Genomic DNA, 26,547 nt, shown 5'->3' on the forward strand with positions numbered 1-26,547 from the left:
ATATCTTTGATAAAAATGATTTAAAATGTCAAAACCATCTTTAACAGAGATATTAGGTATAAAGCATCCAGTGATTATGGCACCAATGTTCTTGGTTTCTAATACCACTATGGTAATAGAGGGCATGAAAGCAGGAGTTGCTGGCTGTATTCCTGCATTAAACTACAGAACACTTGAAGAACTTAAAGCCGCAATTGCAGAGTTAAAAGCTGCGAGAGTAGAAGGAGGAAGTTTTGGTTTTAATTTAATAGTAAACAAATCAAACATTAAATATAAAGATCAACTAAAGGTTTTATGTGAAGAGAAAGTAGATTTTATCATCACATCATTAGGAAGTCCTGAAGAAACGATTCGTGAAGCTCACAAAGTTGGGGTTAAAGTCTTTTGTGATGTTACTGACTTAGGCTTTGCAAAAAAAGTAGAAAGCCTTAAAGCTGATGCTTTGATAGCAGTAAATAATCAAGCTGGTGGTCACCGTGGTGAAATAGGCCCAGAAGCTTTAATTAAATTACTTAATGAAAATACTTCTTTACCTGTAATTTCTGCTGGAGGTGTAGGATGCAAAGCAGATTTAGACAAAATGATTGCAGCAGGTGCTATTGGTGTCTCAGTAGGAAGTTTATTTATCCCTTCAAATGAAGCCAATGTATCACAAGAATACAAACAAGCCTGTGTAGATTATGGTGCAAAGGATATTGTCATGACCGAAAAAATTTCGGGCACACCTTGCACCGTTATCAATACCCCTTATGTTCAGAAAATTGGAACCAAATTAAACTGGTTAGAACGTTTTCTAAACACAAACAAACGCCTTAAAAAATGGGCAAAATTAATCCGTTTCATGATTGGAAACAATGCAGTTACGAAAGCCGCAACACAAGCTACCTACAAAACGGTTTGGGTTGCAGGTCCTACCATAGAATACTCCAAGTCTATCCAGCCTGTTTATAAAATAATTGAAAGTCTGGTTAACTAGTTGAAAAGCGGAGAAGTAAAATTTTCCGCTTTTTTTATTATAGTCTCTGTTATTTGTAAATTTGTCTCTCGACTTCACTCGAGAACCAATAAATAATTAAAATATATGCATTTCATTTCTGAAGATTTAGAAAACTACGTTGCTAATCATAGCGAAAACGAACCAGATTTATTAGCACGCCTAAATAAAGAAACTCATCAAAAAATTTTACAACCAAGGATGTTAAGTGGTCATTTTCAAGGGCGTGTATTAAGCATTCTTTCTAAATTAATTCGTCCAAAAAACATACTCGAAGTAGGCACTTACACAGGTTATGCGGCCTTATGTCTTGCAGAAGGATTGGTTGAAAATGGAGAACTAGATACGATTGACGTAAATGAAGAATTAGTTGACTTTCAAAGAAAATACTTTGATCAATCACAATGGGCAACTCAAATTCATCAACATTTAGGAAATGCATTGGATATTATCCCAACCTTAAACAAAACATTTGATTTAGTATTTATTGATGCTGATAAAGAAAATTATATCAATTATTTCCAGATGATAGTTCCTTTAATGAATAAAGGTGGTGTAATCTTATCTGATAATGTATTATGGAGTGGCAAAGTACTTGAAGAAGTAAAAGCCAATGATAAAAGCACTAAAATTCTTTTGGAATACAACAAACTACTTAAAGACGACCCAAGAGTAGAAACTGTTTTACTACCTATTCGAGACGGCTTAACCGTGAGCCGAGTTTTATAGCCCAGATAGAAACACATCCTTTTTGTACACAGAGCGAAATCGAAGTGCATTCAAAAAGATATAGTGGATAGTTGGAGAAAGCTCCTAATCTAAAAGCTGAGGGAAATATTTTTTCTTTACTTCTACATAAATTTTATAAAAAGCAAATCCTGAAATAGCTCCAAAAATATATCCTGAAAGAATATCTCCAGGAAAGTGAAGTCCTAAGTATATTCGGCTGTAAGCAAAAATTAGAGGAAACAAGAACAACGAAATTGCGTATTTATAGTAATTCTTTAATATCATAAATACAAATACTGTCGCAGCCATTGAATTTGTAGCATGCCCTGAAAAATAACTATAGGATCCTCTAACTTGTACTAATCGTATAATATTCTTTAATTCTTGATCATTACAAGGACGCAAGCGTTGTACTGTATTTTTAACCAAATTGGTCATTTGATCTGTGAACGTTATCATAACCGCCATTGAAACAATTATTAAAAGTAGATTTTTACCTCCTACCTTTTTATACACAAGATAAAATACAAATAGAAATAATGGCGTAAGGTGTAACTGTTTCGTTATAAAAAGCCAAAACGGATCGAAAGTTTCTGAACCCAATCCGTTAAGGTATACTAGTAAATCTTTGTCTAATTGAATGATTTTTTCCAAGGTTACATTTGGCGTTTAATAGGACCTGTGAGGTCTTCTAAGTTTTGTTTGGCTTCGTTAATTTCTGAAGTGATATCAAGAGGATTATTTTCTCCTGTTATTTTTGCTGTTTCATCATCAACCATTTTATTAAAGCCTTGCTTCACTTGTTCGACTTCGGCATTAAAATCTCTTGTAAGAGATCCTATTTCGTGATTATCAGCACTTTTTTGTATTTCAGATTTTATCTCGTTTGTAGCATTTTTCAATTGCGCCATTCCTTTACCCAATGTACGAGCAATGTCAGGAATCTTTTCTGACCCAAATAACATCAATGCAATAAAGATGATTAAAATTAATTCTCCTCCGCCAATACCAAACATAATCTTGTATTCTAAAATTTATAGTGCAAAGTTACAAAGTTTAATTTTTAGTTTCGTCAAACTTAGATGTAACTTCTTGTTTAGGCCATGCATTATTTGTAATGTCAATATCTGCCGTTTCTTCTTTTGGATCTACCATAATCTTTTTGATTATTTTAGAAGTAGCAAATGTTCTTGAAACTTCAGCATCGTTTTTTGTCCAAATTTGAGCAGGAAACTTATGATTTTCTGTAGTTCCATCCTCGAAAGTAAGTTCAACTAAAATTGGCATTACTAAACCACCAGGTTTGTTAAAAGTAACTTGATAGAAATATTTAGGCGATTGTAGTTTTGCTTTTTCTTCTGCAGAAAAAGTCGCTTGTACATAGTCATCTAATGTTTTTAGATCTTTAACATTTAATGGCTTGTTCATTTCTTGTTTCATATCTGCACTGCTTCCGTCAACCATATAAACCATTGGCCCAGAAGCTCTAAAACGATTACGTCTTGTTGCTTGTTGCGCTTGGAATCCTGCCGGTGCATCGTTACTCACAAAGTATTGTTTCACTTCTTTAATTCCTATATCATTATAATCTGTAGTATAGAACCAACCTCTCCAAAACCAATCTAAATCAACTCCCGAAGCATCTTCCATTGTTCTAAAAAAGTCTTCTGGTGTTGGGTGTTTGAATTTCCAACGGTTTGCATATGTTTTAAAAGCATAATCAAACAATTCGCGTCCCATAATTGTTTCGCGTAAAATATTTAATCCTGCTGCTGGTTTTCCGTATGCGTTATTTCCAAATTGCTTGATACTTTCTGAGTTTGACATAATTGGCTCTAACCAATTTTGATCACCACTCATATAAGGTACGATTAATTTAGCAGGACCTCTATCTACAGGAAAAGTTGACTCCCATTCTATTTCAGCCAAATATTCCATGAACGTATTTAATCCTTCATCCATCCAAGTCCATTGACGTTCATCTGAATTTACAATCATTGGAAAAAAGTTATGACCTACTTCATGAATAATAACTCCTAACATTCCATATTTCAATCTATCTGAATACGTTCCATCTTTTTCAGGACGACCAAAGTTCCAACAAATCATTGGGTACTCCATTCCTTGATCTTGTGCATTAACAGAAACAGCTTTAGGATATGGATAGTCGAATGTTCTTGATGAATAACTTTTTAATGTATGCGCAACGGCTCTTGTTGAATATTGTTCCCACATAGGATTTCCTTCTTTTGGATAAACCGATGTTGCCATTACTGTTTTTCCGCCAAGTTTTACAGCCATTGCATCGTGGATGAATTTTCTAGACGTAGAAATTCCGAAATCACGAACATTTTCAGCCTTAAATTTCCAAGTTTTCTTTTTATCTGAAAAACCTTTTTCAGAAACCATTGCCTCAGCTTGAGTCACAATGATCACTGGCTTGTCAAATGATTGTTGTGCTTGTTCATATCTTTTTACTTGCTCTGCAGTAAACACTTCGCTTCTATTCATTAATGTCCCAGTAGCCTCCATAATATGATCTGCAGGAACAGTAATATTTACTTCAAAATTTCCAAAAGGTAAAGCAAATTCTCCTTGCCCCCAGAATTGCATATTTTGCCATCCTTCGACATCATTGTAAACTGCCATTCTAGGATAGAATTGTGCTAAAACGTACAAACGGTTTCCATCTTCAAATTGCTCATAACCAGAACGCCCTCCATCAACCATATAGTTTCCTATATTGTACCACCATTTAATCGTAAAAGTATACTTTTGCCCATGTGCTAAAGGTTTCGCAAGGTTAATGCGCATCATGGTTTCGTTTACTGTATAGGATATTGGAGTTCCTTTTACATCCTTTACATAATCTATCTTGAAACCTCCATCAAATTTTTCTTCTAAATAAGTTCTGGAAAAACCTCTTGCACTTATTGCGGGTTCTACTCTATTATTTTGAACTAAAGGTGTTTTAGACGTTTTAGCAAAATGATTTTGATCTAACTGAATCCATAAATAGTCTAAAGATTCTTTAGCATTGTTAGTATAAGTAACGGTTTCAACGCCATAAAGTCTTGCGTTTTTATCATCAAGCTCGATGTCAATTTTATAATCTGCTTGCTGCTGATAATACTCAGGACCAGGCGCTCCAGATGCTGTACGATACATGTTTGGCGTTGCCATAACATCATACATTTGTCTGAATTTGTTAGTATCCTCGTGACCTTGTTGCTTTGGTTTTACGCTTTCTGGCTGAGTTTGTGCAAAGGCATTTACGCTAAATACGAAAGCAGCTACGAATAGATTAAATTTTTTCATGACGGAAACCTTAATTTAAGGTGCTAAATGTAATTTATTTTTTGATGAAGAATAAAAAATGCTAAACTTTTAACATTCCTTTTACATTTCCTGAAGTAAATAAAAAACTTTGCTTTTTGTCATAAATTGAAGTGTGAACAATATTTTGTTGCTCATCAGTAAAATCAAGCAATACTGTATTTTGAATTTCTAAGGTTTTTATTTTAGAAACATCTTTAATATTATAGTAGCAAATAAGTACATTTCCCTCCATTTCTTTACTTAAAAAATGAACAGGTTTTACTTGCCCATTTACTTTAAGAATGAAATTTTCGGTTAAGTATTTTTTCATTAAAATAACATCATCAGCAGATTCATTTGTTTCCCCTAAAAGCGTTTTTTTATTGTATTTATCTTTTAGAATTGAATTCAAGTCATCCACAAATATTCGTGATGTAATTTGAAGCATCTTTTTTTCTTGAGCGTAATTTACCTGATAAATTGACACATAAAACTTATGTACTGTTACAGACATTAATGCAACAAGAAGAACAATTAAAAACGAAAATCGGAAAACTTTTTTCATGCTGTAAAAGTATTAATTCTTTTCAGGAAAAGTAAGGTTCTTATACTTAACCGCTATTTCTCCTAACAAAAATGTGGCCAAAGTTTTATTTTTTGAAGACATAGAATTCAACAAATCAATATCGTCTAGAGCAAACAACTTAAATCCTTCCACATAGTCATCTGGAATCTTAAGTGTTTTAATGTAAAAGTCATCATCAAACCATAAATCCAGCTTTTCTAACTCTTTTTCTTTTTTCTCTACAAGCACTCCTTTCTTAAGCATTTTTGTTCGACCACTAATCTGATTTATTAATCCATCAACGCTCATTCCACCAAAAGGAATTAAAAGCGGACTATACCATTTGAATTTTTCAGCAGTTCTTACCTTTCTTTCTGCTGGAGTATACTCTTTTACGTTTTTAGAAACAATACCCAATGATTTTGTTGTGAACTTATTAACTTCGATTTCATCTAACTCATTGATTTTCGCCTTAACTTTTATAATCAAGGGACTTTGTTTAAAAGAACTATCATTTAACCTAACTTCCAAACCTTCTATGGATAAAGAGAATATAACAAGTATATCATTTGGTTTTGCTTCTATCGAAAAATAGCCTTCGGGGTTTGTTGAAGTACTAGTTTTAGTTGAAGTATTTACTATATAAATTCCTTCTAAATTTGCAATATCAGAAATTATTTTCCCTTTTATAATTGTCTGAGAAAAAACACTTTGCACAAATAAGAAAAAGAAAAGTAATTTAATTTTCATTCTTTAATTCTTTAAACTTGAAAGCCAATTCTACTAACTTGAATTTCAAATTACCATAATTTTTATCTTTTAGCAACTTGGTTATTGTTGAATCTTCTGAAGCAAAAATTAAAAACCCATTTAAATTCTCTTTAGCAATTTTTAAAGTAGTTAGAAAAAAGTCTTCAGTAAGAATTCTGAGAAGTTTTTCATGATTTAGTTCATACTTTTCTACTTCAACAATTTTCTTAAGCATGTCTTTCTGACCACTAAACAAATTATAAATCATTCCCACTGGACCACCAGTAGTAGCAGTTCTAAGTCTTCTCTCTGCAACTGTATACTCCTTTACGTTTTTACCAATAATTCCTAACGATTTTGCTGTAATTCTACTGATTTTAATTTCGGCCAACTCATTTGCTTTCGATTTAACCTCAACAATTAGCGGATTCATTCTGAAAGAATTTTCATTTAGAACTATTTCCAAACCTTCTAATTTTGGAGAAGATATAATTAGTCTATCTCCAGGCTTAGCTTCAATAGTAAATAACCCACTCGAGTCAGTCAGTGTATCATTCTTTGTTGTAAAATTAAACACAATAATGTCCTTAACATCTGAAATATCAGAAATCACTTTTCCTTTTAATTCACATTGGGAAAATGCCGATTGAAAAATACAAATAAAAAAAACAGCTAATAAATTTTTCATACTTAGATTTATAAGGTAAAAATAGAAGTGTATAATCCCAATTTATTATTAATGACTTGATAATTTTTTGTTAATTATAATTTTTAAATTTGGCTCTCAATTATATACTAATGAAAAAAGTCATCCTTGCCAGCACATCAACTTTATACGGAGGAGGTTATTTAGACTACTTACTCCCAACACTCAAAAAACATTTCGAAAACGTAAAAACATTATTATTTATCCCTTATGCAAGACCAAGTGGAATATCTCATGATGATTATACATCAAAAGTCAGTCATGCATTTTCTAAAATAAACATAGCTGTTAAAGGACTACATGAATTTGACAATCCAATAAAAGCAATTGAAGAAACCCAAGCAATTTTTACAGGTGGCGGAAACACATTTTTATTAGTTTCTCAACTCTACAATTTTAATCTAATTGATGCTCTAAAAAAAGCCATTAACAATGGAACTCCATACCTTGGTTGTAGTGCGGGAAGTAATATTGGAGGCAAAACGATGAACACTACAAACGACATGCCTATTGTTTTACCTAAAAGCTTTGACACTTTGGGGTTCATCAACTTCAATCTAAATCCTCATTATCTAGATCCAATAGAAGGCTCAACACATATGGGAGAAACAAGAGAAACAAGAATTAATGAATTTCACAAGCTAAGTTCAATTCCTGTTTTAGGTTTGCGTGAAGGAAGTTGGTTAGAAGCGTATGGCGACAATGTTATTGTTCGAGGAGAACTAACCGCACGTTTGTTTAGACAAAATGAATTCCCTGTCGAAATCGCACCAGGAGAAAACTTAAATTTCTTATAAAACAAAAAGCCTCAAGTAATACTTGGGGCTTTTTTATTTGAAGCATAGCTTCAGAATTTTGCACAGTAAATAAAAAATCCCAAACAAAGTCTGGGATTTTTAGAGCGGAAGACGAGGCTCGAACTCGCGACAACCAGCTTGGAAGGCTGGAGCTCTACCAACTGAGCTACTTCCGCAGGTGATAATTTTTAAAACTTTATCTTGTTTTAGAGCGGAAGACGAGGCTCGAACTCGCGACAACCAGCTTGGAAGGCTGGAGCTCTACCAACTGAGCTACTTCCGCATAACAAAAGCGTTTACTTTTGTGGGTGCAAATATAAATAATAACTTTTCTTTAATGCAAACTTTTTTTAAAAAATATTTCCGATTAAATCAACAAAAAAATCGAGTAACCACAGTATCAGCCTTATAATATTATTACAAATAACATTAAATTTGCATTTCCATGATACAAATCAAACCAGTACCAGCAAAATTTACCCATGTGGTTCGACATCCAGTTTTAAGGCCAGGAAAACCAATAGATACATGCATTTTCGAAGGTGATGATTTATCTTCTACAAAACATTTTGGATTATATTTTAATGAAGATTTAATAGGAGTGATTTCGGTTTTTGAAAATAAAAGCAGTATTTTTAATCACCCTAATCAATTGCAAATTAGAGGAATGGCTGTTTTAGAAAAGTTTCAAGGCAAAGGTTATGGCAGATTATTAGTAAATGAGGTTGAAAATTATGCCAAAAAAGTAAAATCAAATCTCATTTGGTTTAACGCAAGAGAAAATGCAGCAAAATTTTACAAAATTTTAGGCTATGAAATTTATGGCTCGCTTTTTGATATTGCAGGAATCGGATTACATTATGTAATGTACAAACAAATCTAACCCATGAAGTATTTAAGTATAATTGTATTTGGTTTATTCCTTTATATAGGTTGTGGCAACTCTAATCCTAAGAGCACTGATGAATATATTAATGATGCTCTAAAGAATCAAGAAATCCAAGAAGGATGGGGAATAAAAGAAAATAGAATTAATCTTATTGAAGCTATAAAAAACTCGGAAAACGAGGGTTTACTCCCTGAAGATTATCAATACAGTAAATTACTTGAATTTGAAAAAAAATTCGATTCAATTCCAGAATCAAGAGAAGAATATCATCAACTTCTTACAGCCTCTTATATCAAATATCTTTCTGATTTAAAAAATGGAAAAATAAACCCTAGAGAAATTTACAGAGATTGGGAAATCGAAAAAAAGGAGATTCAACCTGACACCATTTTAGCAATAGCATTGCAAAAAAACAGGATAGACAGTACTCTTGAAAGTCACAAACCAAAACATTTCACATATTTAAATCTCAAAAAGGCACTGGCTTTAATTAAATCAATGCCAGAAGAAAATTTTGACACAATAGTAACGAAAGAAAAATTTAAACTTGGCGGTAAAAGTGAGACAATTGCCAAAATAAAAGAAAGATTACGTTATTGGGGTGACTTAAGTAAAGATGATACACTTGCAAATACTGTTTTCAATACTGATTTAAAAAATGCCCTAATAAAGTTTCAAAATCGTCACGGTTTGGAATCTGACGGTGCAATTGGAGCAATGACTTTAAAAGCTCTTAACGTAAGTAAAGAAACCAGAAAACAACAAATAATTACAAATCTTGAACGCTGGAGATGGTATCCTGCAGATTTAGGGAACAGTTTTTTAGGGGTAAACATTCCAAACTATTACCTGTTTTTAGTAGATAATAAAGATACTATAAATAAATATCGAGTAGTTGTTGGAACTCCAAAAAGAAAATCTCCAATTTTATCTTCTAAAATATCTAACATTGTTTTTAACCCAACTTGGACTGTTCCTCCAACAATCATAAAAGAAGATTTAGTCCCTGATGCAACAAAAAGCCGAAGCTATTTTTCCAAAACCAGAATAAAAATTTTCAATTATAAAAATCAAGAAATATCACCTAGCGATTGGAAACCTTCTGATGCCAACAAATACAGATATGTTCAAGAGCCAGGATATAATAATTCGCTTGGAGTTGTTAAAATAAATTTCCCAAACAATCATCTAGTATATATGCACGATACAAACCATAGAGATTACTTTGTTTACAATTATCGTGCTTTGAGTTCAGGCTGTGTGCGTATAGAAAAACCCCTACCTCTAGTAGAATATCTTTTGAAGAATCCAAGAAGATATTCATCAATAAAAATTGATACTATAGTAAAGACTAAAAAAACACAAGCTGTAAAAGTTGATTGTGAGTTTCAAGTTCACTTTCAATATTTTACAGCTTGGTATAAAAAAGGTCAATTACAGTTTAGAAACGATGTCTATGGTCTTGACCCTGATTTGTATTTAAGATTAACCAACCAATTTAGTAGTGATGTCGTAAGCTCTACTAGGGTGATAGATAAATAAACAAGATTTACCTTTTATTGTTTGGATGATTTCATTTTTTATTGCTTCAGGAATTGCAGGACAACCTTGGCTTCTTCCTAAATATCCTTGTGTTCTTAATATTGACGGATTAGCATATCCAGCTCCGTGCATCACTACAGCCCTTGCTCTAGCATTACTATTTACTCCTTGTTCTTGTCCATCTAATTTTAATGACAAACCGTGTTTACCTTGATAAATCTCACCCGTTGTATAAAAACCTAAACTACTTTTATTAGAATTAAGTTCATTAGAGAAGCTGGTAGCAAACTCACCTCCAGATTTCATTCCGTGTGAAACCAAAGAATTGTATAAAATTTTATTGGCTACCAAATCTATGACCCATAATCTTTTTTTAGTAGATGACATACTAAAATCAATTACCGTTATAATATCTTTTTCGATAAGTCCTTTTTCTTTTAAAGCATAAAACCCTTGCAAAGCTTTTTGAAAACATGGTAATTGAGGTAATGCCAAATTATTTGCATTTAAAGTATTATAAATTAATTCAATTTTTGCAGACATGCTTACAGCATTATTTGCAGCAATTAATTTAGGGTCAGTTCCAATTTCAGTAGTATTCGCAGCCTTTGGGGCAAAAGACATTAAGAATAACAAAATAAGGGGCGTAATTCTGTAAATCATTGATAATCTTTTATTTGTGTTGTGTTTCATTCGGGACAAATATTAGCAAAAAAATAATACCAACCAAATTTTTTTGCAGTTAATCGATAAAATTTAACACTTTATCGATTTTTTTAATTTCGAAAAATAGTTAAACAATTCTTAAATAAAGGGCTCAGCACTAGTTTCTTATTAAATTTGATAAATCAAACAAACGAACAGTATGTTACAAAAAATTGCAACTTGTGTTACCTTGTTGTGCTCTCCAATCCTACTTGGTCAAACTGCTTCATCAACAGAGTTGATCAATGAAAAACTAAAAAACATTCCCTCTCCTGAAAAGAAGAGACTAAGTGCGTCTCGCACATCTGAAAAAATATCTCTTGACGGAATCATAGACGAAGCGAGTTGGCAAAATGCAGAACTCGCCAGAGACTTTACAATGCATAATCCTGATAATGGAAAACCACTAGCTTACGAAAAAAGAACCGAAGTTAAAGTCCTCTACGATGATGATGCTATATATATAGGCGCAATGATGTATGATGATGAGCCACAAAAAATTATGCGTGAAATAACCCAACGTGATGATGATGGCTCCACAGATTTTTTTGGAGTAAGTGTTAACGGCTACAATGATGGACAACAAGAATTTCGATTTTTAGTAACTGCAGCTGGTGTTCAATGGGACGCTAATGCAAATTCTACCACTGGAGAAGATACATCTTGGGATGCCATTTGGGAAAGTAATGTAAAAGTTACTGATCAAGGTTGGTGTGCAGAAATTAAATTACCATATTCTGCGTTACGCTTTTCAAAAGACAAAGAAAAAATATGGGGAATCCAGTTTTTCAGACAACTACGCAGATATAGACAACTATACACCTGGAACTATGTAGACAATAATAAAGGAACCTTTGAACAACAGTCAGGAATATTAAATGGACTTAAAGACATTAAAACTCCAACACGCCTTTTCTTTTTTCCGTATGCTTCTTTCTATGAAAACACAAATAAAATAACAGGAGCTGAATCACAATTCAAATTAGGAATGGATATTAAATATGGCATAAGTGATGCTTTTACACTTGACGCTATTTTAGTTCCTGATTTTGGCCAAACTGCTTTCGACAACAAGATTCTAAACCTTGGACCTTTTGAACAACAATTCAATGAAAATAGACCTTTTTTTACCGAAGGGACTGATTTATTTAATAAAGGAAATTTATTTTACTCAAGACGCATTGGAGGAAGACCTTCACTTAGAAGAGGTAAATTAAATGAGATAAAAGACGAAAATGAAATTCTAGAAGATGACTATCCAGAAAAAATTAATCTTCTTAATGCTATAAAAATATCTGGAAGAACAAAACAAGGACTTGGTATAGGCTTTTTGAATGCAATTACTGAAAAAGAATCAGTGACTATGCTAGACACTGTAACGCAACAAAGGAGAAAACAAATTATTGAACCTCTTACAAATTATAACATAATAACATTAGATCAACGATTCAATAAAAACTCATCTGTAACTTTTGTAAATACAAACGTAACCAGAAACGGAGAATTTAGAGATGCAAATGTTTCTGCACTTGTTTTCGATTTAAACACCAAAAAAAATACTTATAATTTATCAGGAGATTTTAAATACATTAAAATAAATGAATTTAGAGACGACCCAAACAAAGAAGGAATTAACACTTCTCTCAGTTTTGGTGAAACAAGCGGAAAAATTCGTTTTAGTGTAACAGGAAATTACGTAACCAAAAAGTTTGACAACAACGATTTAGGAATCAACTTCCAAACAAACTTCCTTGGAACCTATGGAAACATTAATTATAGAATTTTAAAACCAAATAGTATTTTCAACACATTCAATTCAAACATGAATGTAAATACACAAATTGAAAATACAACTGGCAAATTGCAAGGCGCAAATGTGAATTTTAATTTTGATGCTACTTCAAAAGACAACGATGGTTTTGGCGGTGGCATTTTCATTAGACCTACTAAAATATATGATTTTTATATGCCACAAGTAGATAGGCGCTATGTACAACTTCCTGAATATTATGAGGCATGGGCATATTTTTCATCAAACTATAATAAAAAATTTGCTTTAGATTTTAATCCATGGGGAGGCACAACATCAGAATTAGGCAGAAACAGCTATGGCTTTAACATAAGTCCGAGGTATCGTTTTAGCAACAAAGTATCACTAATTTTAGGATATGACTATACTAAAGAGTCAAATACTATAGGTATCTATGACAATGATGATATTACAAATATAATTTTCGAAAAAAGAGACGTTACCACTTCCACACTATCATTACGAAGCAAAATTGCCATCAACAATAAAATGACAATAAATGTAACTTCAAGATACTATTGGAGTTATGTAGAAAGTAAAGATTTTAAAAAATTAGGAGAAGATGGCGACCTTACGTACACTAATTACTCCGATTTAGGAAGCCAAGACTTTAGCTCTTGGAATCTAGACTGCTCTTACTCATGGTGGATAGCACCAGGTAGTCAGTTAAATGTATTGTATCGCAACTACTCTGCAAATTCTAACGAAGGCCTATCTCGAATTGATAAAGATTTCTCACGAAATTTCAACAATTTGTGGGGCGATAATTTAAATCATACTTTCTCAGTTAGCTTACGCTACTTTTTAGACTTCAACCGAGTAAAAAACTGGATATAATTTTTTATTTTTGGAGCTACTTCCTGCTATACGCTATATCTTTTTTGTTACTTCGAGAACCTCCGTCAACAAAAAAGGATGCCGCTACTATCAGGGCTAAATAACTTAACATGAATAAGAAAGTAATTTTAATGATACTAGACGGATGGGGAAAATCTCCAGACCCAAAAGTATCAGCTATCGATAATGCCAATACACCATTTATTGACAGTTTATACACAAAATACCCTAACGCTACACTACGTACTGATGGACTAAATGTAGGTTTACCCGAAGGACAAATGGGCAACAGCGAAGTTGGACATATGAACTTGGGCGCGGGTCGAATTGTATATCAGGACTTGGCAAAAATAAATTTAGCCGTTCAAAACAAAACTCTCAATCAAGAGAAAGTATTAAACGATGCCTTTGCATATGCTAAAGAAAATAATAAACCGGTTCATTTTTTAGGATTGGTTTCAGATGGCGGAGTACATTCACATACAGATCACTTAAAAGGGTTATTAGATGCAGCTCAAGATTTTGGATTAAATAATGTATTTATTCATGCTTTTACAGATGGTCGTGATGTTGATCCAAAATCAGGCGTAAAACACATCGAAGATTTACACAATTACTGCCAAAAATCGTCAGCAAAAATAGCCTCAATTATTGGTCGTTATTATGCAATGGACAGAGACAAACGTTGGGAACGTGTAAAAAAAGCTTATGATTTAGTTGTTAATGGATTTGGAAAACATTCAACCAATCCAGTGACAAGCATAAATGAAAGCTATACAAACAACATTACTGACGAATTTATTGACCCAATTATAATTACAAACAACAATAATACTCCATTAGCCACAATTAAAGATGGTGATGTGGTTATCTTCTTCAACTTCCGTACCGACAGAGGACGTGAGTTAACCGAAGTACTTTCACAAGTAGACATGCACGAACAAAACATGCATAAATTAGACTTGTATTATGTAACTATGACTAATTATGATGATACATACAATAATGTTCATGTAATTTATGACAAAGACAACATTACTGAAACTTTGGGCGAAGTAGTAGCTAAAGCAGGTAAAAAACAAATTCGAATTGCCGAAACAGAAAAATACCCTCATGTAACTTTCTTTTTTTCGGGAGGACAGGAAGAACCTTTTGAAGGCGAATCACGTATTTTAAGAAATTCTCCAAAAGTAGCAACCTATGACTTAAAACCAGAAATGAGTGCTTTTGAATTAAAAGATGCTTTGGTTCCTGAATTACAAAAAGGCGAAGTAGATTTTGTTTGTCTAAACTTTGCAAATGGTGATATGGTTGGCCATACAGGCGACATGCAAGCAGCAATCAAAGCTTGCGAAGCAGTAGATCAATGTGTAAAAGAAGTTGTCGAAGCAGCTTTAGAAAACAACTACACGACCATTATCATTGCTGATCACGGGAATTGCGAAACTATGATAAACCCTGATGGAACACCAAATACTGCCCACACAACGAATCCTGTACCCATCATTTTAGTCGATAAAGAACTAAAAACCATTAATAGTGGAGTATTAGGCGATATTGCTCCTACAATACTTGAATTAATGGGTATAAACAAACCTGAAGCGATGACACAACATTCACTTTTATAATACTATGAAAAATATATCTTTATTAATACTTTCTTCAATATTATTTATTGGATGCAAAACAAAACAAATTCAGGAACAACAAGTTGTTTCTCAAGAAATCAAACAAGAAGTAAAAACGGAAGAACCTAAAGAAGTCATGCTTATTGGACAACATTTGAAATCAGACCTACAACAAGAACCTTACGCTTCATGGTTTACTCCTGAAGAAGCTTCTTATGTAGCAAATCAGGAAACTTTGTTTTCTCTTAGAAATCTAAATCAAGATTATACAATAACAATTTTTATGGGAACATGGTGTGATGACAGCAAACAGCAAGTTCCTCGTTTTTATAAAATCTTAGACGCAATAGATTTTGATTTATCTAAAGTAAAACTAATCACCGTAGACAGGTCTAAAACTACTCCAGAAAAATTTGAAAATGGACTTAATATAACCAATGTTCCAACATTCATTTTTTACAAAGACGGAAAAGAACTTCACAGAATAGTGGAAACTCCTGTAGAATCATTAGAAAAAGATATGTTCAAAATAGTCACTGGACAACCTTACAAACACACATACGAGAATTAAATTTAGTATACTAAAAATCATTTTAGCCAAAGTTTAAAAAAACACAATAAATTAAAAATCAATTAATTAAACCACTTTTACAAGTGGTTTTTTTATTAAACAAAAGTTAAACATTCTTAAATAATAGTAATACTTTCATTTTTGTTTGTAAGTTTGTTGATATTAAATTTAAACAATGAAAAATCTCTTATCAAATATTAAAATAGCCGTTAATAATAAATTGTATGTTAAAGACCCGGAAACTTCCGAACTGGGTAAAAAGATTATAGAAAATAGTATTCTATTAATTGATGAAATTGGGTTTGAGCAATTTACTTTTAAAAAACTGGGAGAAAGAATTCAATCCAATGAGAGTTCTATATACCGCTATTTTGAAAATAAGCACAAACTACTAGTTTATCTTTCCTCATGGTATTGGACATGGATTGACTACAATTTAGTTTTCTCTACTGCCAACATATCAAATGCAGAAGAAAAATTAGAGAAAGCAATACGCATTGTAACACAAAACATCACGGATGATCTGAACACTCCTCATATCAACGAAGCTATTTTGAATAGAATTATAATTTCAGAATTCACAAAAACCTTCTTAACCAAAGAAGTAGATGAAGAAAACAAAGAAGGCTTTTTTTTAATCTACAAATGTGTCGTTAACCGCTTGATTGAAATAATCCATGAAGTCAATCCAAACTATACTTATTCCAGAAGCTTAGCCTCTTCAATAGTTGAAGGCGCACTGCATCAACAATTTTTGAAACAGCATTTCAAGACAATCACAAACTTTAAAGAAACAGACGATATTTCAGCCTTTTATATTGATCTAGCAAAAAAAGCAGTAGTATGACACCAATAGAACGTTTTAAAAACCTCATCAAATTAGACCGTAAAGATATTTATCAGATATTTTTATACGCCATTTTCGCGGGAATCATAAGCTTGTCTTTGCCTCTTGGGATACAGTCTATTGTGAATTTTATTCAGGCAGGAAAAGTAAGCACTTCATGGATGGTACTGGTTTTTATGGTACTTATAGGAGTGACACTTGTGGGAGTAATGCGCATTATGCAATTTCGTATTACAGAAAACCTACAGCAAAAAATATTTGTTAGAGCTTCTTTCGAATTTGCTTATCGATTCCCAAGAATAAAACAAAACGAGTTTTACAACGAATACCCTCCAGAACTTGCTAATAGGTTTTTTGACACCTTAAATGTTCAAAAAGGAGTTTCTAAACTATTATTAGATATTTCAACAGCTCTATTACAAATCCTTTTCGGAATTCTTCTACTCTCTCTGTATCATTCCTTTTTTATATTCTTCGGAATGGTACTTTGTGGATTGCTATACCTTATCTATCGTATGAATTTCCAAATTGGTTTAGAAACCAGCTTAAAAGAATCAAAATACAAATACAAAGTAGCACATTGGCTGCAAGAGATTGCGCGCAATCATATCAGTTTCAAAAACAACAAATTATTCTTATTCTCGTTAGAAAAAAATGATAATTTAGTTTCAGAATATTTAGCACAGAGGGAAAGTCATTTTAAAATTCTTAGAAAACAATTTATTCAACTTGTAGGTTTTAAAATTTTACTAACGGCTGGCTTGTTAATCATTGGAGGAATTTTAGTACTCAACCAGCAAATGAATATAGGACAATTCGTAGCAGCCGAGATTGTTATTTTGAGCATTATAGCTGCCGTTGAAAAATTATTTTCAGGTCTGGAATTATACTATGACGTACTTACTTCTTTAGAAAAACTTGGCACCGTAGTAGACAAAGAAGTAGAAAACCTAACTATTGAAAATGCTCTTTACAAAATAAACAGCGACACACCCATAACCATCGCAACCAAAGATTTATCATTTCAATATAAAGGCGCTGATGTTCCTACTTTACAAAACATCAATCTGAAAATAAATCAAAATGACAAGGTTTTAATTAAAGGGGATAATGGTGCCGGCAAAACAACTCTTGTCCGACTTTTAGCCAGAATCATCGAACCTACTTCCGGGAGTATTTATTTGAACGAAACCAATTATAAAAAATATTCTTTAGATGAATTCAGATCCAACATAGGGGTAATCACACTGAATGAAGCTCCTTTTGAAGGAACAATCTTAGAAAACATAACCTATAACGACCCAAATATTACGATAGAAAAAGTAACTGAGGTTCTTGAAACAGTTCAATTGACAGAAGTCATAAAAAATTTACCAAACGGACTGGATACTCATTTATTTCCGGAAGGCAAGCAAATCAATTCATCAGTGGCTCAAAAAATTGTTTTGGCAAGATGTATTATTCAAAACCCAAAAATTCTATTCTTAGAAGATCCCGTAGATAAATCTGACGACAAATCTGCAAAGGAAATTATTGATTATTTAACCAGCTCAAAAAACAACTGGACACTAGTTGTCATCAGCAAAAACAATTATTGGGAGGAAAAATGTAACAAAATATTTACTATTAACAACGGCAAATTACAATAAGAATCTACCATGCTTAATATCACAAACAATAGAATCGAAAAATCAGTAGATCTGAACAAATACAGATCTGCTAAAATTTTTGGAGAAAATAGTCATTACAAGATCATCAATAGGATATTTATTGGCACTGGTATCGTTTTACTCCTATTTATGTTTTTTCCTTGGACACAAAATATAAAAGGAAGCGGTTACGTCACTACATTAAAACCCAACCAAAGACCACAGGAAATACAAACAGCTATTGCCGGACGAATTGAAAAATGGTTTGTTCAAGAAGGTGACTTTGTAAAAAAGGGAGACACAATTGTTTATATATCTGAGATCAAAGAAGATTATTTTGACCCTAATTTAGTCGAAAATACGGGAAATCAAGTCAAGGCCAAAGAAAGTGCCGTAGAATCCTATGCAGAAAAAGTAAAAGCTTTAGAAAGCCAAATGGGAGCTATACAAAATGAAAGAGGATTAAAGTTCAAACAGGCTCAAAACAAACTCAAACAAGCCTATCTAAAAGTAAAAAGTGACAGTATTGATTTGGAAGCTGTTAAAACACAACTTAAAATTGCTAGAACGCAATTTAACCGATCGGTCAATTTGAATAATGAAGGTTTAAAACCCTTGACAGATGTTGAAGAAAAAAGAGTCAAATTACAAGATGTTGAAGCAAAAATAATCACTCAGGAAAACAAATATCTGGCTTCTAAAAATGAAGTGTTGAATGCCAATATGGAATTGAGTCGTATTAATGCCGAATATTCTGAAAAAACAGCCAAAGCAAGCAGTGATAAACAAACAGCCTTGAGTTCTCAATTTGACACAGAAGCTCAAGTGAATAAACTTAAAAACCAATATACCAATTACAAAATCCGCAACGGACTCTATTACATCACGGCACCACAAGACGGATATGTAAACAGAGCTTTGCAATCAGGCATAGGTGAAACCATTAAAGAAGGTACTTCTCTAGTAAGTATTATGCCTGCCAATTTTGAATTGGCAGTAGAAACTTATATAGACCCCATAGATTTTCCTTTAGTCCATAAAGGGCAAAAAGTTAGCGTTTGGTTTGACGGATGGCCTACTATTGTTTTCAGCGGATGGCCAGGTGTCTCCTACGGTACTTTTGGAGGTGTTATCGTTGCAAAAGAAAATTTCATTAGTACTAACGGAAAATACAGGGTACTAATAGCTCCAGATCCTAAAGATAAAAAATGGCCTGAACTCCTTAGTATAGGTGCTGGTTCCGAAACGCTTGCACTGTTAGAAGATGTCCCTATTTGGTTTGAAATATGGCGAACACTTAACGGTTTCCCTCCTAACTTTTACAAAACGGAAAGTCAATCAAAAACGGAAAAGAAATAATGAAGCAATTAGTATACATCCTATTAATTTTTCAGGTCACTATTTATGGGCAATCGAAAGAACTCACTTATAATGAATTCTTAGGTTATGTAAAAAAATACCATCCACTGGTAAAGCAGGCACAGCTGAATATTTCTGAAGCGCAAGCACAATTAATGCAGGCACGCGGTGCTTTTGACCCCAAAATAGAAGCCGAATTCAATGAAAAACAATTTAAGGATAAAAATTACTATTCGTTATTTAATGCCAGTTTTAAAATACCAACTTGGTATGGAATCGAGCTAAAAGCCGCATTTGATAACAACGAAGGAATATATATAAACCCAGACATGACCACCCCAAACTCGGGTTTAACCTCATTAGGCATTAGTGTGCCTTTGGGTCAAGGTTTATTTATCAACCAGCGCATGGCCGACATTCGTAAAGCCAAACTAGCACTTACTCTCAATACTGCCGAACGGGATTTACAAGCGCTAGAAGTTTTATATGAAGCATCTGTAAGTTATTTCAATTGGAAAAAAATCCATCACGAAGTACAACTGTATGAAACGTATCTAAAAAACGCTTCTATCCGTTTTAATGGTGTAGGAAAGCTCATCGAACAAGGTGACAAGCCTGCCATTGATAGCATTGAAGCTGGTATGACCGTACGAAATCGTGAGTTAAATTTAGAAGATGCCAAATTAAAATTGGCAAAAGCCAGATTAGAAGTCTCCAATTATATTTGGACTGAAAACAATATCCCTTTAGAAATTGATGATAGTTTATTTCCGGAAATCGAATTGGACAAAACAATTAAAAGCACGCTGTCACAAAACGGATTAAATCAATTTAATATTGAAAATCACCCTAAAATAAAAGCCTTAAACGCTAAAATTGATATGCTTACTATAGAACAACGATTAAAAGCTAATGCACTTTTACCCAAGTTAGACGTAAGTTACAATTATCTTTCCGAGCCGGATTATTTTACTGATTACCGATTTCAGGATTATAAATTAGGGGTAAACTTTACCATGCCTTTATTTTTAAGAAAAGAAAGAGGAAGTTTAAAATTAGCCAAACTAAAAGTTCAGGATACCGAGTTTAGTTTACAATTTGAAAAGCAACAATTAAAAAATAAAATCGAATCGCTAAATCAAGAACAAACTTCTTTAGAAAAACAGCTTCGAATCAATAAAAAATTAGTTTCAGATTTCGAGAAAATGCTAACTGCCGAAGAACGTTTATTTTCAATTGGAGAAAGTTCTTTGTTTCTGATAAATTCCAGAGAAAACTCATTGGTAAGTTCTAAACTTTCTGATATAGCTTTAGAAAATCGATATTATAATGCGCTATTAAATTTGTATCGAGCAATAGGAAATCCTTAATTATATTATCAACTTAACACTTGTTTACAGAATAAATTAGGCAATTCACTAATAACCTACAATTTTAAAAAAATTACTCCTTGAAAAATCTCATAAAATATAACAAAATTCATATTCCTATAAATTTAAGTATTTATTCCTAGAATGTTGTATTTTTGCAATCCTATGTAAATAACATGAGTGCAATTATTATAAAAACCCGCGAAGAAATTGAATTGATGCGTGAAAGCGCATTAGTTGTATCTAAAACATTAGGAATGATAGCTTCAGAAATTAAACCTGGAGTAACTACTCTTTACCTTGATAAATTAGCCGAAACATTCATCCGTGATCACGGAGCTACACCTGCTTTTTTAGGCATGTATGGATTTCCTAATTCACTTTGTATGAGTCCAAACTCACAGGTTGTACATGGAATCCCAACAGACAAACCTCTTGAAGATGGCGATATTATCTCTGTTGATTGTGGTGCATTAAAAAATGGCTTTTATGGTGATCATGCTTATACTTTTGAAATAGGTGAAGTCGCTTTAGCTACTAAAATGTTATTAAAAACTACCAAAGAATCTTTATACGCTGGAATTAGAGAATTTAAAGCTGGTAATCGTACAGAAGATGTAGGTTATGTTATTCAAAAATATTGCGAAAGTAATGGTTACGGAGTTGTAAGAGAATTAGTTGGACATGGTTTAGGACGCACGATGCATGAAGCTCCTGAAATGCCTAACTACGGTAAAAGAGGTCGTGGAAAATTACTTCAGGAAGGAATGGTTGTAGCAATCGAACCTATGATTAATCAAGGCACAAAAAACATTAAACAACATAAAGACGGCTGGACTATCACTACTGCTGACGGAAAACCTTCAGCACATTTTGAACATGATGTAGCTATTGTTGATGGCAAGCCTGAATTACTTTCGACTTTCGCATATATTTACAAAGCTTTAGGAATCGTGAGCAATGAAGAAGATGAATTTAGAAAAGTACCTTTAGCTATCTAATGAAAAAAATATTCAAATTCTTTTTAAATGTTGTTCCAAGACCAATACTAATTAGAGTAAGTATTGTTATTCGCCCTATTTTAGCCTTTTTATTGAAAGGAAATAAATTTACAGATCCTATCGATGGGAAAAGTTTCCGTATGTTTTTACCTTATGGTTATGGATCACAACGTAATAATGTACTTTCTCCAAGTACACTTTCATTAGAAAGACACAGATTGCTTTGGTTATATTTACAAAATGAAACCGATTTTTTTACTTCAAAAGAAAAAAAGAAAGTACTTCATTTTGCTCCTGAACAAGAGTTTTACAAGCGCTTCAAAAAACAGCAAAATATAGAGTACACAACAACTGATTTATTTTCACCATTGGCTGATGTAAAGGCTGACATTTGTAACTTACCATTTGAAGACAACTCTTACGATATAATTTTTTGCAACCACGTTTTAGAACACATTCCAGATGACACTAAAGCCATGCAAGAATTATATCGTGTTTTAAAGCCTGAATGTATGGGAATTTTTCAAATACCGCAGGACTTATCAAGAGCAACGACTTTTAGCGATGATTCTATCACTGACCCTAAAGAGCGTGCTAAAATATTTGGACAATACGATCATGTACGTGTTTACGGAAGAGATTATTTTGACAAATTAAGAAGCATTGGTTTTAAAGTCACAGAAGAAGATTACACTTCAAAACTTTCATCAGAATTAGTAGAAAAATATTGTTTGGCAAAAGGAGAAATCATACCTATTTGTTATAAATAATTTATTGGCATAAAATTAGTTGTAAAAATTATATCTTTACTGAATACAGATATTAAATAATGCAACGAATCATTCTTTTTATTGTTTTCGCTTTTTTAGGAAGTCACTTAAATGCTCAGGCTGTAAGTGAAACAGATGCTCCTTTTAACATAAAAACAGTTACGTTTACACAAAACACTAACAATGTATATCCTTTTTTTAGATTAGGAGAACCATTTCAATTTAGCTTCGATGACCTGTATGGCAATGAAGAAGACTATTATTTTACAGTCACACACTACAATTATAATTGGACACCATCTGATTTAGCAAAAGCAGAATACCTTTCAGGAATTGACAATCAACGAATTCAAGATTACGAAAACTCTTTCAACACACTTCAATTGTATTCTCATTACCGATTAAATTTTCCAAACAACTTTTGCCATATTACAAAAAGTGGGAACTACTTAATATCTATTTACAACAGTACCCGAGATTTAATTTTTTCGAAAAGATTTGTTGTCTACGAAGAATTAGTTGATGTCCCAATGCAAATAAAAAGATCAAGAATAGTTGCTGATAACAAAAAAATGCACAATGTTGAATTTAGTATAAAATCACAAAACATACTTTTTCAAAACCCAATGCAAAATGTAAAAGTCATTCTTTTTCAAAACGGAAAATGGAACAACTGCATTGTAAATGTAAAACCACAATTTACAATTGGCAACGATTTAATTTTCAAATACAATAAAGAAACTCAATTTTTTGCAGGTAATGAATATTTATATTTTGACAATAAAGAAATTAGAGCTGCAACCAACTCCATATCTAAAGTAGATAGTAACAGCGGACTTTACAATACATTTTTATATACTAATTCACCCAGAAAAAACAAAGGTTATACTTTTTTTCCTGATGTAAATGGAAATTTTCAACCAAGAAATTTAACTGCTCAGAACAGTGATGTCGAAGCGGATTATACTTGGGTCTATTTTTCACTTTTTGCTCCAGAATATCAAGCAAATTCAAACATTTATATCACAGGAATGTTCAACAACAACGCCCTGACTTCTGAAAACAAAATGGAATACAATACTGAAAAAGGTATTTTTCAAAAAGCAATTTTAATAAAACAAGGGTTCAACAATTACAATTACACCTTAATAGATAGCAAACACAACATTGATAACGAAAATGCTATAGATGGAAATTACTACGAAACTGAAAACAATTATACTGCCCTAGTGTATTACAGAGCAAATGGTGATCGCTATGATAGAGTGATTGGAAAAGGAGATACAAACTCAACAAATATCACCAATTAAAATTTATCATTTCAATTAATATTTGTTTTCAATAAATTCATAACTTTGTGAAAATGTAGAAATTGTATTTTATGGTAACTCAAATTACAAGAGGCATTAAAATCTCAGTCATGACTGCTTTTGAAGGTACTTACTTCAAAAACCATAAAATGCATTTTGCTTTCAGCTATCATATTACGATAGAAAACCATAGTAAAGATTCTGTTCAACTAATGGCACGTCATTGGGAAATTTTCGACGCTCTTAACGAAATGGAAACCGTTGATGGCGAAGGTGTTATTGGCAAAAAACCAGTATTAAAACCTGGTGAAACCCACACTTATAGTTCTGGCTGCTTACTTTGTTCTCCTCACGGAAGTATGAAAGGACATTTCGAAATGATAAACTTCACCTCAACAAGGTCATTCAAAGTAATTGTTCCTACATTTAAATTAAATGCTCCATTCGCATTAAATTAGGGAGTAATTCGGGTTGAAAAGTTCAAATTTTTCACCAAAAAGCTTTACTCATCTATCTGGGCTAATCCAAAAAACCTTTGTACTTTTGTACTCGAAATCAACATCACAATTGTCTAATTTTCAAAATAAAAAAAATGCTTAAAGGATTTTTTAATATACCCAAAGCGGTAAACGAACCCGTAAAATCATATTTACCAGATTCACCAGAAACAGTAGCAGTACACAAAGCTTACAACGCAATGTGGAATGAGAAAATTGATGTTCCACTATACATAGGAAGTGAAGAAATCAGAACAGGCAACACTCGCAACATGACTCCTCCTCACAATCACAAACATGTTGTAGGAACATACCATTTAGCTGAAAAATCACATATTGAAAAAGCTATTGCAAATGCTTTAGAAAGCCGTGCCAAATGGGCAAATATGGCTTGGGAACAACGTGCTGCTATTTTCTTAAAAGCTGCCGAATTAATAGCCGGACCATACAGAGCTAAAATAAATGCCGCAACAATGATTGCACAGTCAAAAACAATTCACCAAGCAGAAATTGATGCAGCTTGTGAATTAATTGACTTCTTAAGATATAATGTTGAGTTCATGACTCAAATCTATAAAGACCAACCAGCATCAAATTCTGATGTTTGGAATCGTGTAGAATACCGTCCATTAGAAGGTTTTGTTTACGCAATCACTCCGTTTAATTTTACAGCTATTGCTGCTAACTTGCCTGCTAGTGCTGCTTTAATGGGTAATGTTGTTGTTTGGAAACCATCAGACAGCCAAGTATTTTCTGCAAAAGTAATAATTGATGTATTCAAAGAAGCTGGCGTTCCTGATGGAGTTATCAATGTAGTTTTTGGTGATCCCGTAATGATCACTGACACAGTTTTAGCTTCTCCTGATTTTGCTGGAATACACTATACAGGTTCTACTTTTGTATTCAAAGAAATTTGGAAAAAAATTGGAGAAAACATCCACACATACAAAACATATCCAAGAATTGTTGGTGAAACTGGAGGAAAAGATTTTATCTTAGTTCACCCATCTTCTAATGTAAAACAAGTAGTCGCCAATACAATTCGTGGTGCTTTCGAATTTCAAGGACAAAAATGTTCTGCTGCTTCTAGAGCTTATTTCCCTGCTAGCTTATGGCCTTCTATTAAAGAAGAAATGGGTAAAGAACTAGCGACAATCAAACAAGGTACACCTCAAAACTTTTCAAACTTTGTAACTGCTGTAATTCACGAAGGTTCATTTGATAAGTTAGCCAAATACATTGACCAAGCAAAAGCTGATACTGACGCAGAAGTTATTTTTGGTGGTGGTTATGACAAATCTGTTGGATATTTTGTTGAACCAACAGTTATCTTAACTTCAAATCCAAAATACACAACAATGGAAACCGAATTATTCGGACCTGTATTGACAGTTTATGTTTATGAAGACAAAGACTGGACTAGTGTATTAAAATTAGTAGACTCAACATCTGAATATGCATTAACAGGTGCTGTTTTCAGCCAAGACCGTTATGCTATTGAAGAAGCTACAGTTGCGTTACAAAACAGTGCAGGTAACTTCTACATTAACGACAAACCAACAGGTGCGGTTGTGGGAATGCAACCTTTTGGTGGAGCAAGAGCATCAGGAACAAACGATAAAGCAGGTTCTGCTCAAAACTTATTGCGTTGGGTTTCTCCTAGAACAATCAAAGAAACATTTGTTACTCCTACAGATTATAGATATCCTTTTCTAGACTAATAAAAAAATCAAAATTCTTAAAACCGTGTCAGAAACACGGTTTTTTTATATTCGCAATTTTTAAGATGAATATTTTGAAATATCATAAAAAACTACTTTGTGTAAAAAAATTATTATACACACATATAAAATTTAAGCCAATAAAGCTCAATTAAAAAAACATCTGGCAAAATGCCAGATGT

The 26,547-nt window shown here is 32.8% G+C and carries 24 protein-coding genes and 2 tRNA genes; 17 read left to right on the forward strand and 9 right to left on the reverse strand.

Features of this window, described 5'->3' with window-relative positions:
- Positions 1-25: 25 nt before the first annotated feature.
- Complete coding sequence (locus LJY17_RS09580) at positions 26-976, forward strand: NAD(P)H-dependent flavin oxidoreductase (protein ID WP_264543608.1); 951 nt, start codon at positions 26-28, stop codon at positions 974-976.
- A 105-nt stretch (positions 977-1,081) separates the two neighbouring features.
- The gene (locus tag LJY17_RS09585) at positions 1,082-1,723 is read left to right on the forward strand and encodes an O-methyltransferase (protein WP_264543609.1); all 642 of its coding nucleotides are present in this window, start codon (positions 1,082-1,084) and stop codon (positions 1,721-1,723) included.
- Positions 1,724-1,807: 84 nt separating this feature from the next.
- On the opposite strand, the gene LJY17_RS09590 is transcribed toward LJY17_RS09585, so the two are convergent.
- The 6 genes from LJY17_RS09590 to LJY17_RS09615 all read right to left on the reverse strand — a co-directional run bounded on the left by LJY17_RS09590 (position 1,808) and on the right by LJY17_RS09615 (position 7,044).
- Positions 1,808-2,377, reverse strand: coding sequence for a phosphatase PAP2 family protein (locus tag LJY17_RS09590; RefSeq protein ID WP_264543610.1), 570 nt, complete (start codon positions 2,375-2,377; stop codon positions 1,808-1,810).
- Positions 2,378-2,379: 2 nt separating this feature from the next.
- On the reverse strand, positions 2,380-2,739 hold the full coding sequence (locus LJY17_RS09595; RefSeq protein ID WP_264543611.1) for a Sec-independent protein translocase subunit TatA/TatB: 360 nt from the start codon (positions 2,737-2,739) through the stop codon (positions 2,380-2,382).
- Positions 2,740-2,779: 40 nt separating this feature from the next.
- Complete coding sequence (locus LJY17_RS09600) at positions 2,780-5,041, reverse strand: M1 family metallopeptidase (protein WP_264543612.1); 2,262 nt, start codon at positions 5,039-5,041, stop codon at positions 2,780-2,782.
- Between the two features lie 61 nt (positions 5,042-5,102).
- Positions 5,103-5,606, reverse strand: coding sequence for a DUF6702 family protein (locus tag LJY17_RS09605; protein WP_264543613.1), 504 nt, complete (start codon positions 5,604-5,606; stop codon positions 5,103-5,105).
- 12 nt (positions 5,607-5,618) lie between these two features.
- On the reverse strand, positions 5,619-6,356 hold the full coding sequence (locus LJY17_RS09610) for a hypothetical protein (protein ID WP_264543614.1): 738 nt from the start codon (positions 6,354-6,356) through the stop codon (positions 5,619-5,621).
- Positions 6,346-7,044 (reverse strand): hypothetical protein, encoded by a 699-nt coding sequence (locus tag LJY17_RS09615; RefSeq protein ID WP_264543615.1) that lies wholly within the window; start codon positions 7,042-7,044, stop codon positions 6,346-6,348. Before LJY17_RS09615 ends, LJY17_RS09610 begins: the two co-directional genes overlap by 11 nt.
- Before the next feature lie 110 nt (positions 7,045-7,154).
- On the opposite strand from LJY17_RS09615, the gene pepE reads away from it, so the two are divergent.
- The gene (gene pepE, locus LJY17_RS09620) at positions 7,155-7,859 is read left to right on the forward strand and encodes a dipeptidase PepE (RefSeq protein ID WP_264543616.1); all 705 of its coding nucleotides are present in this window, start codon (positions 7,155-7,157) and stop codon (positions 7,857-7,859) included.
- A 103-nt stretch (positions 7,860-7,962) separates the two neighbouring features.
- Here the strand turns inward: pepE and LJY17_RS09625 are convergent.
- Positions 7,963-8,035, reverse strand: a tRNA-Gly gene (locus LJY17_RS09625).
- A 34-nt stretch (positions 8,036-8,069) separates the two neighbouring features.
- Positions 8,070-8,142, reverse strand: a tRNA-Gly gene (locus LJY17_RS09630).
- 162 nt (positions 8,143-8,304) lie between these two features.
- On the opposite strand from LJY17_RS09630, the gene LJY17_RS09635 reads away from it, so the two are divergent.
- Both LJY17_RS09635 and LJY17_RS09640 read left to right on the forward strand, forming a co-directional pair.
- Positions 8,305-8,742, forward strand: a complete 438-nt coding sequence (locus LJY17_RS09635; RefSeq protein ID WP_264543617.1) for a GNAT family N-acetyltransferase — start codon at positions 8,305-8,307, stop codon at positions 8,740-8,742.
- A gap of 3 nt (positions 8,743-8,745) precedes the next feature.
- Entirely contained in the window at positions 8,746-10,290 is a 1,545-nt protein-coding gene (locus tag LJY17_RS09640; protein ID WP_264543618.1) for a L,D-transpeptidase family protein, read from the forward strand.
- Here LJY17_RS09640 and LJY17_RS09645 read toward each other — a convergent pair.
- Positions 10,234-10,983 carry a murein L,D-transpeptidase catalytic domain family protein gene (locus LJY17_RS09645; RefSeq protein WP_319800122.1) on the reverse strand — a complete coding sequence of 250 codons (750 nt, stop codon included), beginning with the start codon at positions 10,981-10,983 and terminating at the stop codon, positions 10,234-10,236. The two genes, LJY17_RS09640 and LJY17_RS09645, sit on opposite strands and share 57 nt — an antisense overlap.
- A gap of 172 nt (positions 10,984-11,155) precedes the next feature.
- Here LJY17_RS09645 and LJY17_RS09650 point away from each other — a divergent pair, with 172 nt between their 5' ends.
- The 12 genes from LJY17_RS09650 (at position 11,156) to pruA (ending at position 26,365) form a co-directional block, all read left to right on the forward strand.
- Entirely contained in the window at positions 11,156-13,642 is a 2,487-nt protein-coding gene (locus tag LJY17_RS09650; RefSeq protein ID WP_264543619.1) for a carbohydrate binding family 9 domain-containing protein, read from the forward strand.
- A 110-nt stretch (positions 13,643-13,752) separates the two neighbouring features.
- Positions 13,753-15,270, forward strand: coding sequence for a 2,3-bisphosphoglycerate-independent phosphoglycerate mutase (gpmI, locus tag LJY17_RS09655; RefSeq protein ID WP_264543620.1), 1,518 nt, complete (start codon positions 13,753-13,755; stop codon positions 15,268-15,270).
- Between the two features lie 4 nt (positions 15,271-15,274).
- Positions 15,275-15,841 carry a thioredoxin family protein gene (locus LJY17_RS09660; protein ID WP_264543621.1) on the forward strand — a complete coding sequence of 189 codons (567 nt, stop codon included), beginning with the start codon at positions 15,275-15,277 and terminating at the stop codon, positions 15,839-15,841.
- A 175-nt stretch (positions 15,842-16,016) separates the two neighbouring features.
- Positions 16,017-16,688 carry a TetR/AcrR family transcriptional regulator gene (locus LJY17_RS09665; RefSeq protein WP_264543622.1) on the forward strand — a complete coding sequence of 224 codons (672 nt, stop codon included), beginning with the start codon at positions 16,017-16,019 and terminating at the stop codon, positions 16,686-16,688.
- Positions 16,685-18,337: a peptidase domain-containing ABC transporter gene (locus LJY17_RS09670; RefSeq protein WP_264543623.1), complete on the forward strand. Its 1,653-nt coding sequence runs from the start codon at positions 16,685-16,687 to the stop codon at positions 18,335-18,337. The genes LJY17_RS09665 and LJY17_RS09670 overlap by 4 nt, the downstream gene beginning before the upstream one ends.
- A 9-nt stretch (positions 18,338-18,346) precedes the next feature.
- Positions 18,347-19,696, forward strand: a complete 1,350-nt coding sequence (locus LJY17_RS09675; RefSeq protein ID WP_264543624.1) for an HlyD family secretion protein — start codon at positions 18,347-18,349, stop codon at positions 19,694-19,696.
- Positions 19,696-21,066 (forward strand): TolC family protein, encoded by a 1,371-nt coding sequence (locus LJY17_RS09680; RefSeq protein ID WP_264543625.1) that lies wholly within the window; start codon positions 19,696-19,698, stop codon positions 21,064-21,066. Before LJY17_RS09675 ends, LJY17_RS09680 begins: the two co-directional genes overlap by 1 nt.
- Before the next feature lie 176 nt (positions 21,067-21,242).
- The gene (gene map / locus LJY17_RS09685) at positions 21,243-22,067 is read left to right on the forward strand and encodes a type I methionyl aminopeptidase (RefSeq protein WP_264543626.1); all 825 of its coding nucleotides are present in this window, start codon (positions 21,243-21,245) and stop codon (positions 22,065-22,067) included.
- Entirely contained in the window at positions 22,067-22,837 is a 771-nt protein-coding gene (locus tag LJY17_RS09690) for a class I SAM-dependent methyltransferase (protein ID WP_264543627.1), read from the forward strand. Before map ends, LJY17_RS09690 begins: the two co-directional genes overlap by 1 nt.
- A 59-nt stretch (positions 22,838-22,896) precedes the next feature.
- Positions 22,897-24,147, forward strand: coding sequence for a DUF5103 domain-containing protein (locus LJY17_RS09695; protein WP_264543628.1), 1,251 nt, complete (start codon positions 22,897-22,899; stop codon positions 24,145-24,147).
- Positions 24,148-24,218: 71 nt separating this feature from the next.
- The gene (gene apaG / locus LJY17_RS09700) at positions 24,219-24,605 is read left to right on the forward strand and encodes a Co2+/Mg2+ efflux protein ApaG (protein WP_264543629.1); all 387 of its coding nucleotides are present in this window, start codon (positions 24,219-24,221) and stop codon (positions 24,603-24,605) included.
- A 134-nt stretch (positions 24,606-24,739) separates the two neighbouring features.
- Positions 24,740-26,365: an L-glutamate gamma-semialdehyde dehydrogenase gene (pruA, locus tag LJY17_RS09705; RefSeq protein ID WP_264543630.1), complete on the forward strand. Its 1,626-nt coding sequence runs from the start codon at positions 24,740-24,742 to the stop codon at positions 26,363-26,365.
- The last annotated feature ends 182 nt before the right edge of the window (positions 26,366-26,547 follow it).

Origin of the sequence: Flavobacterium hankyongi (assembly GCF_036840915.1) — a bacterium.
Classification (GTDB): Bacteria; Bacteroidota; Bacteroidia; order Flavobacteriales; family Flavobacteriaceae; genus Flavobacterium; species Flavobacterium hankyongi.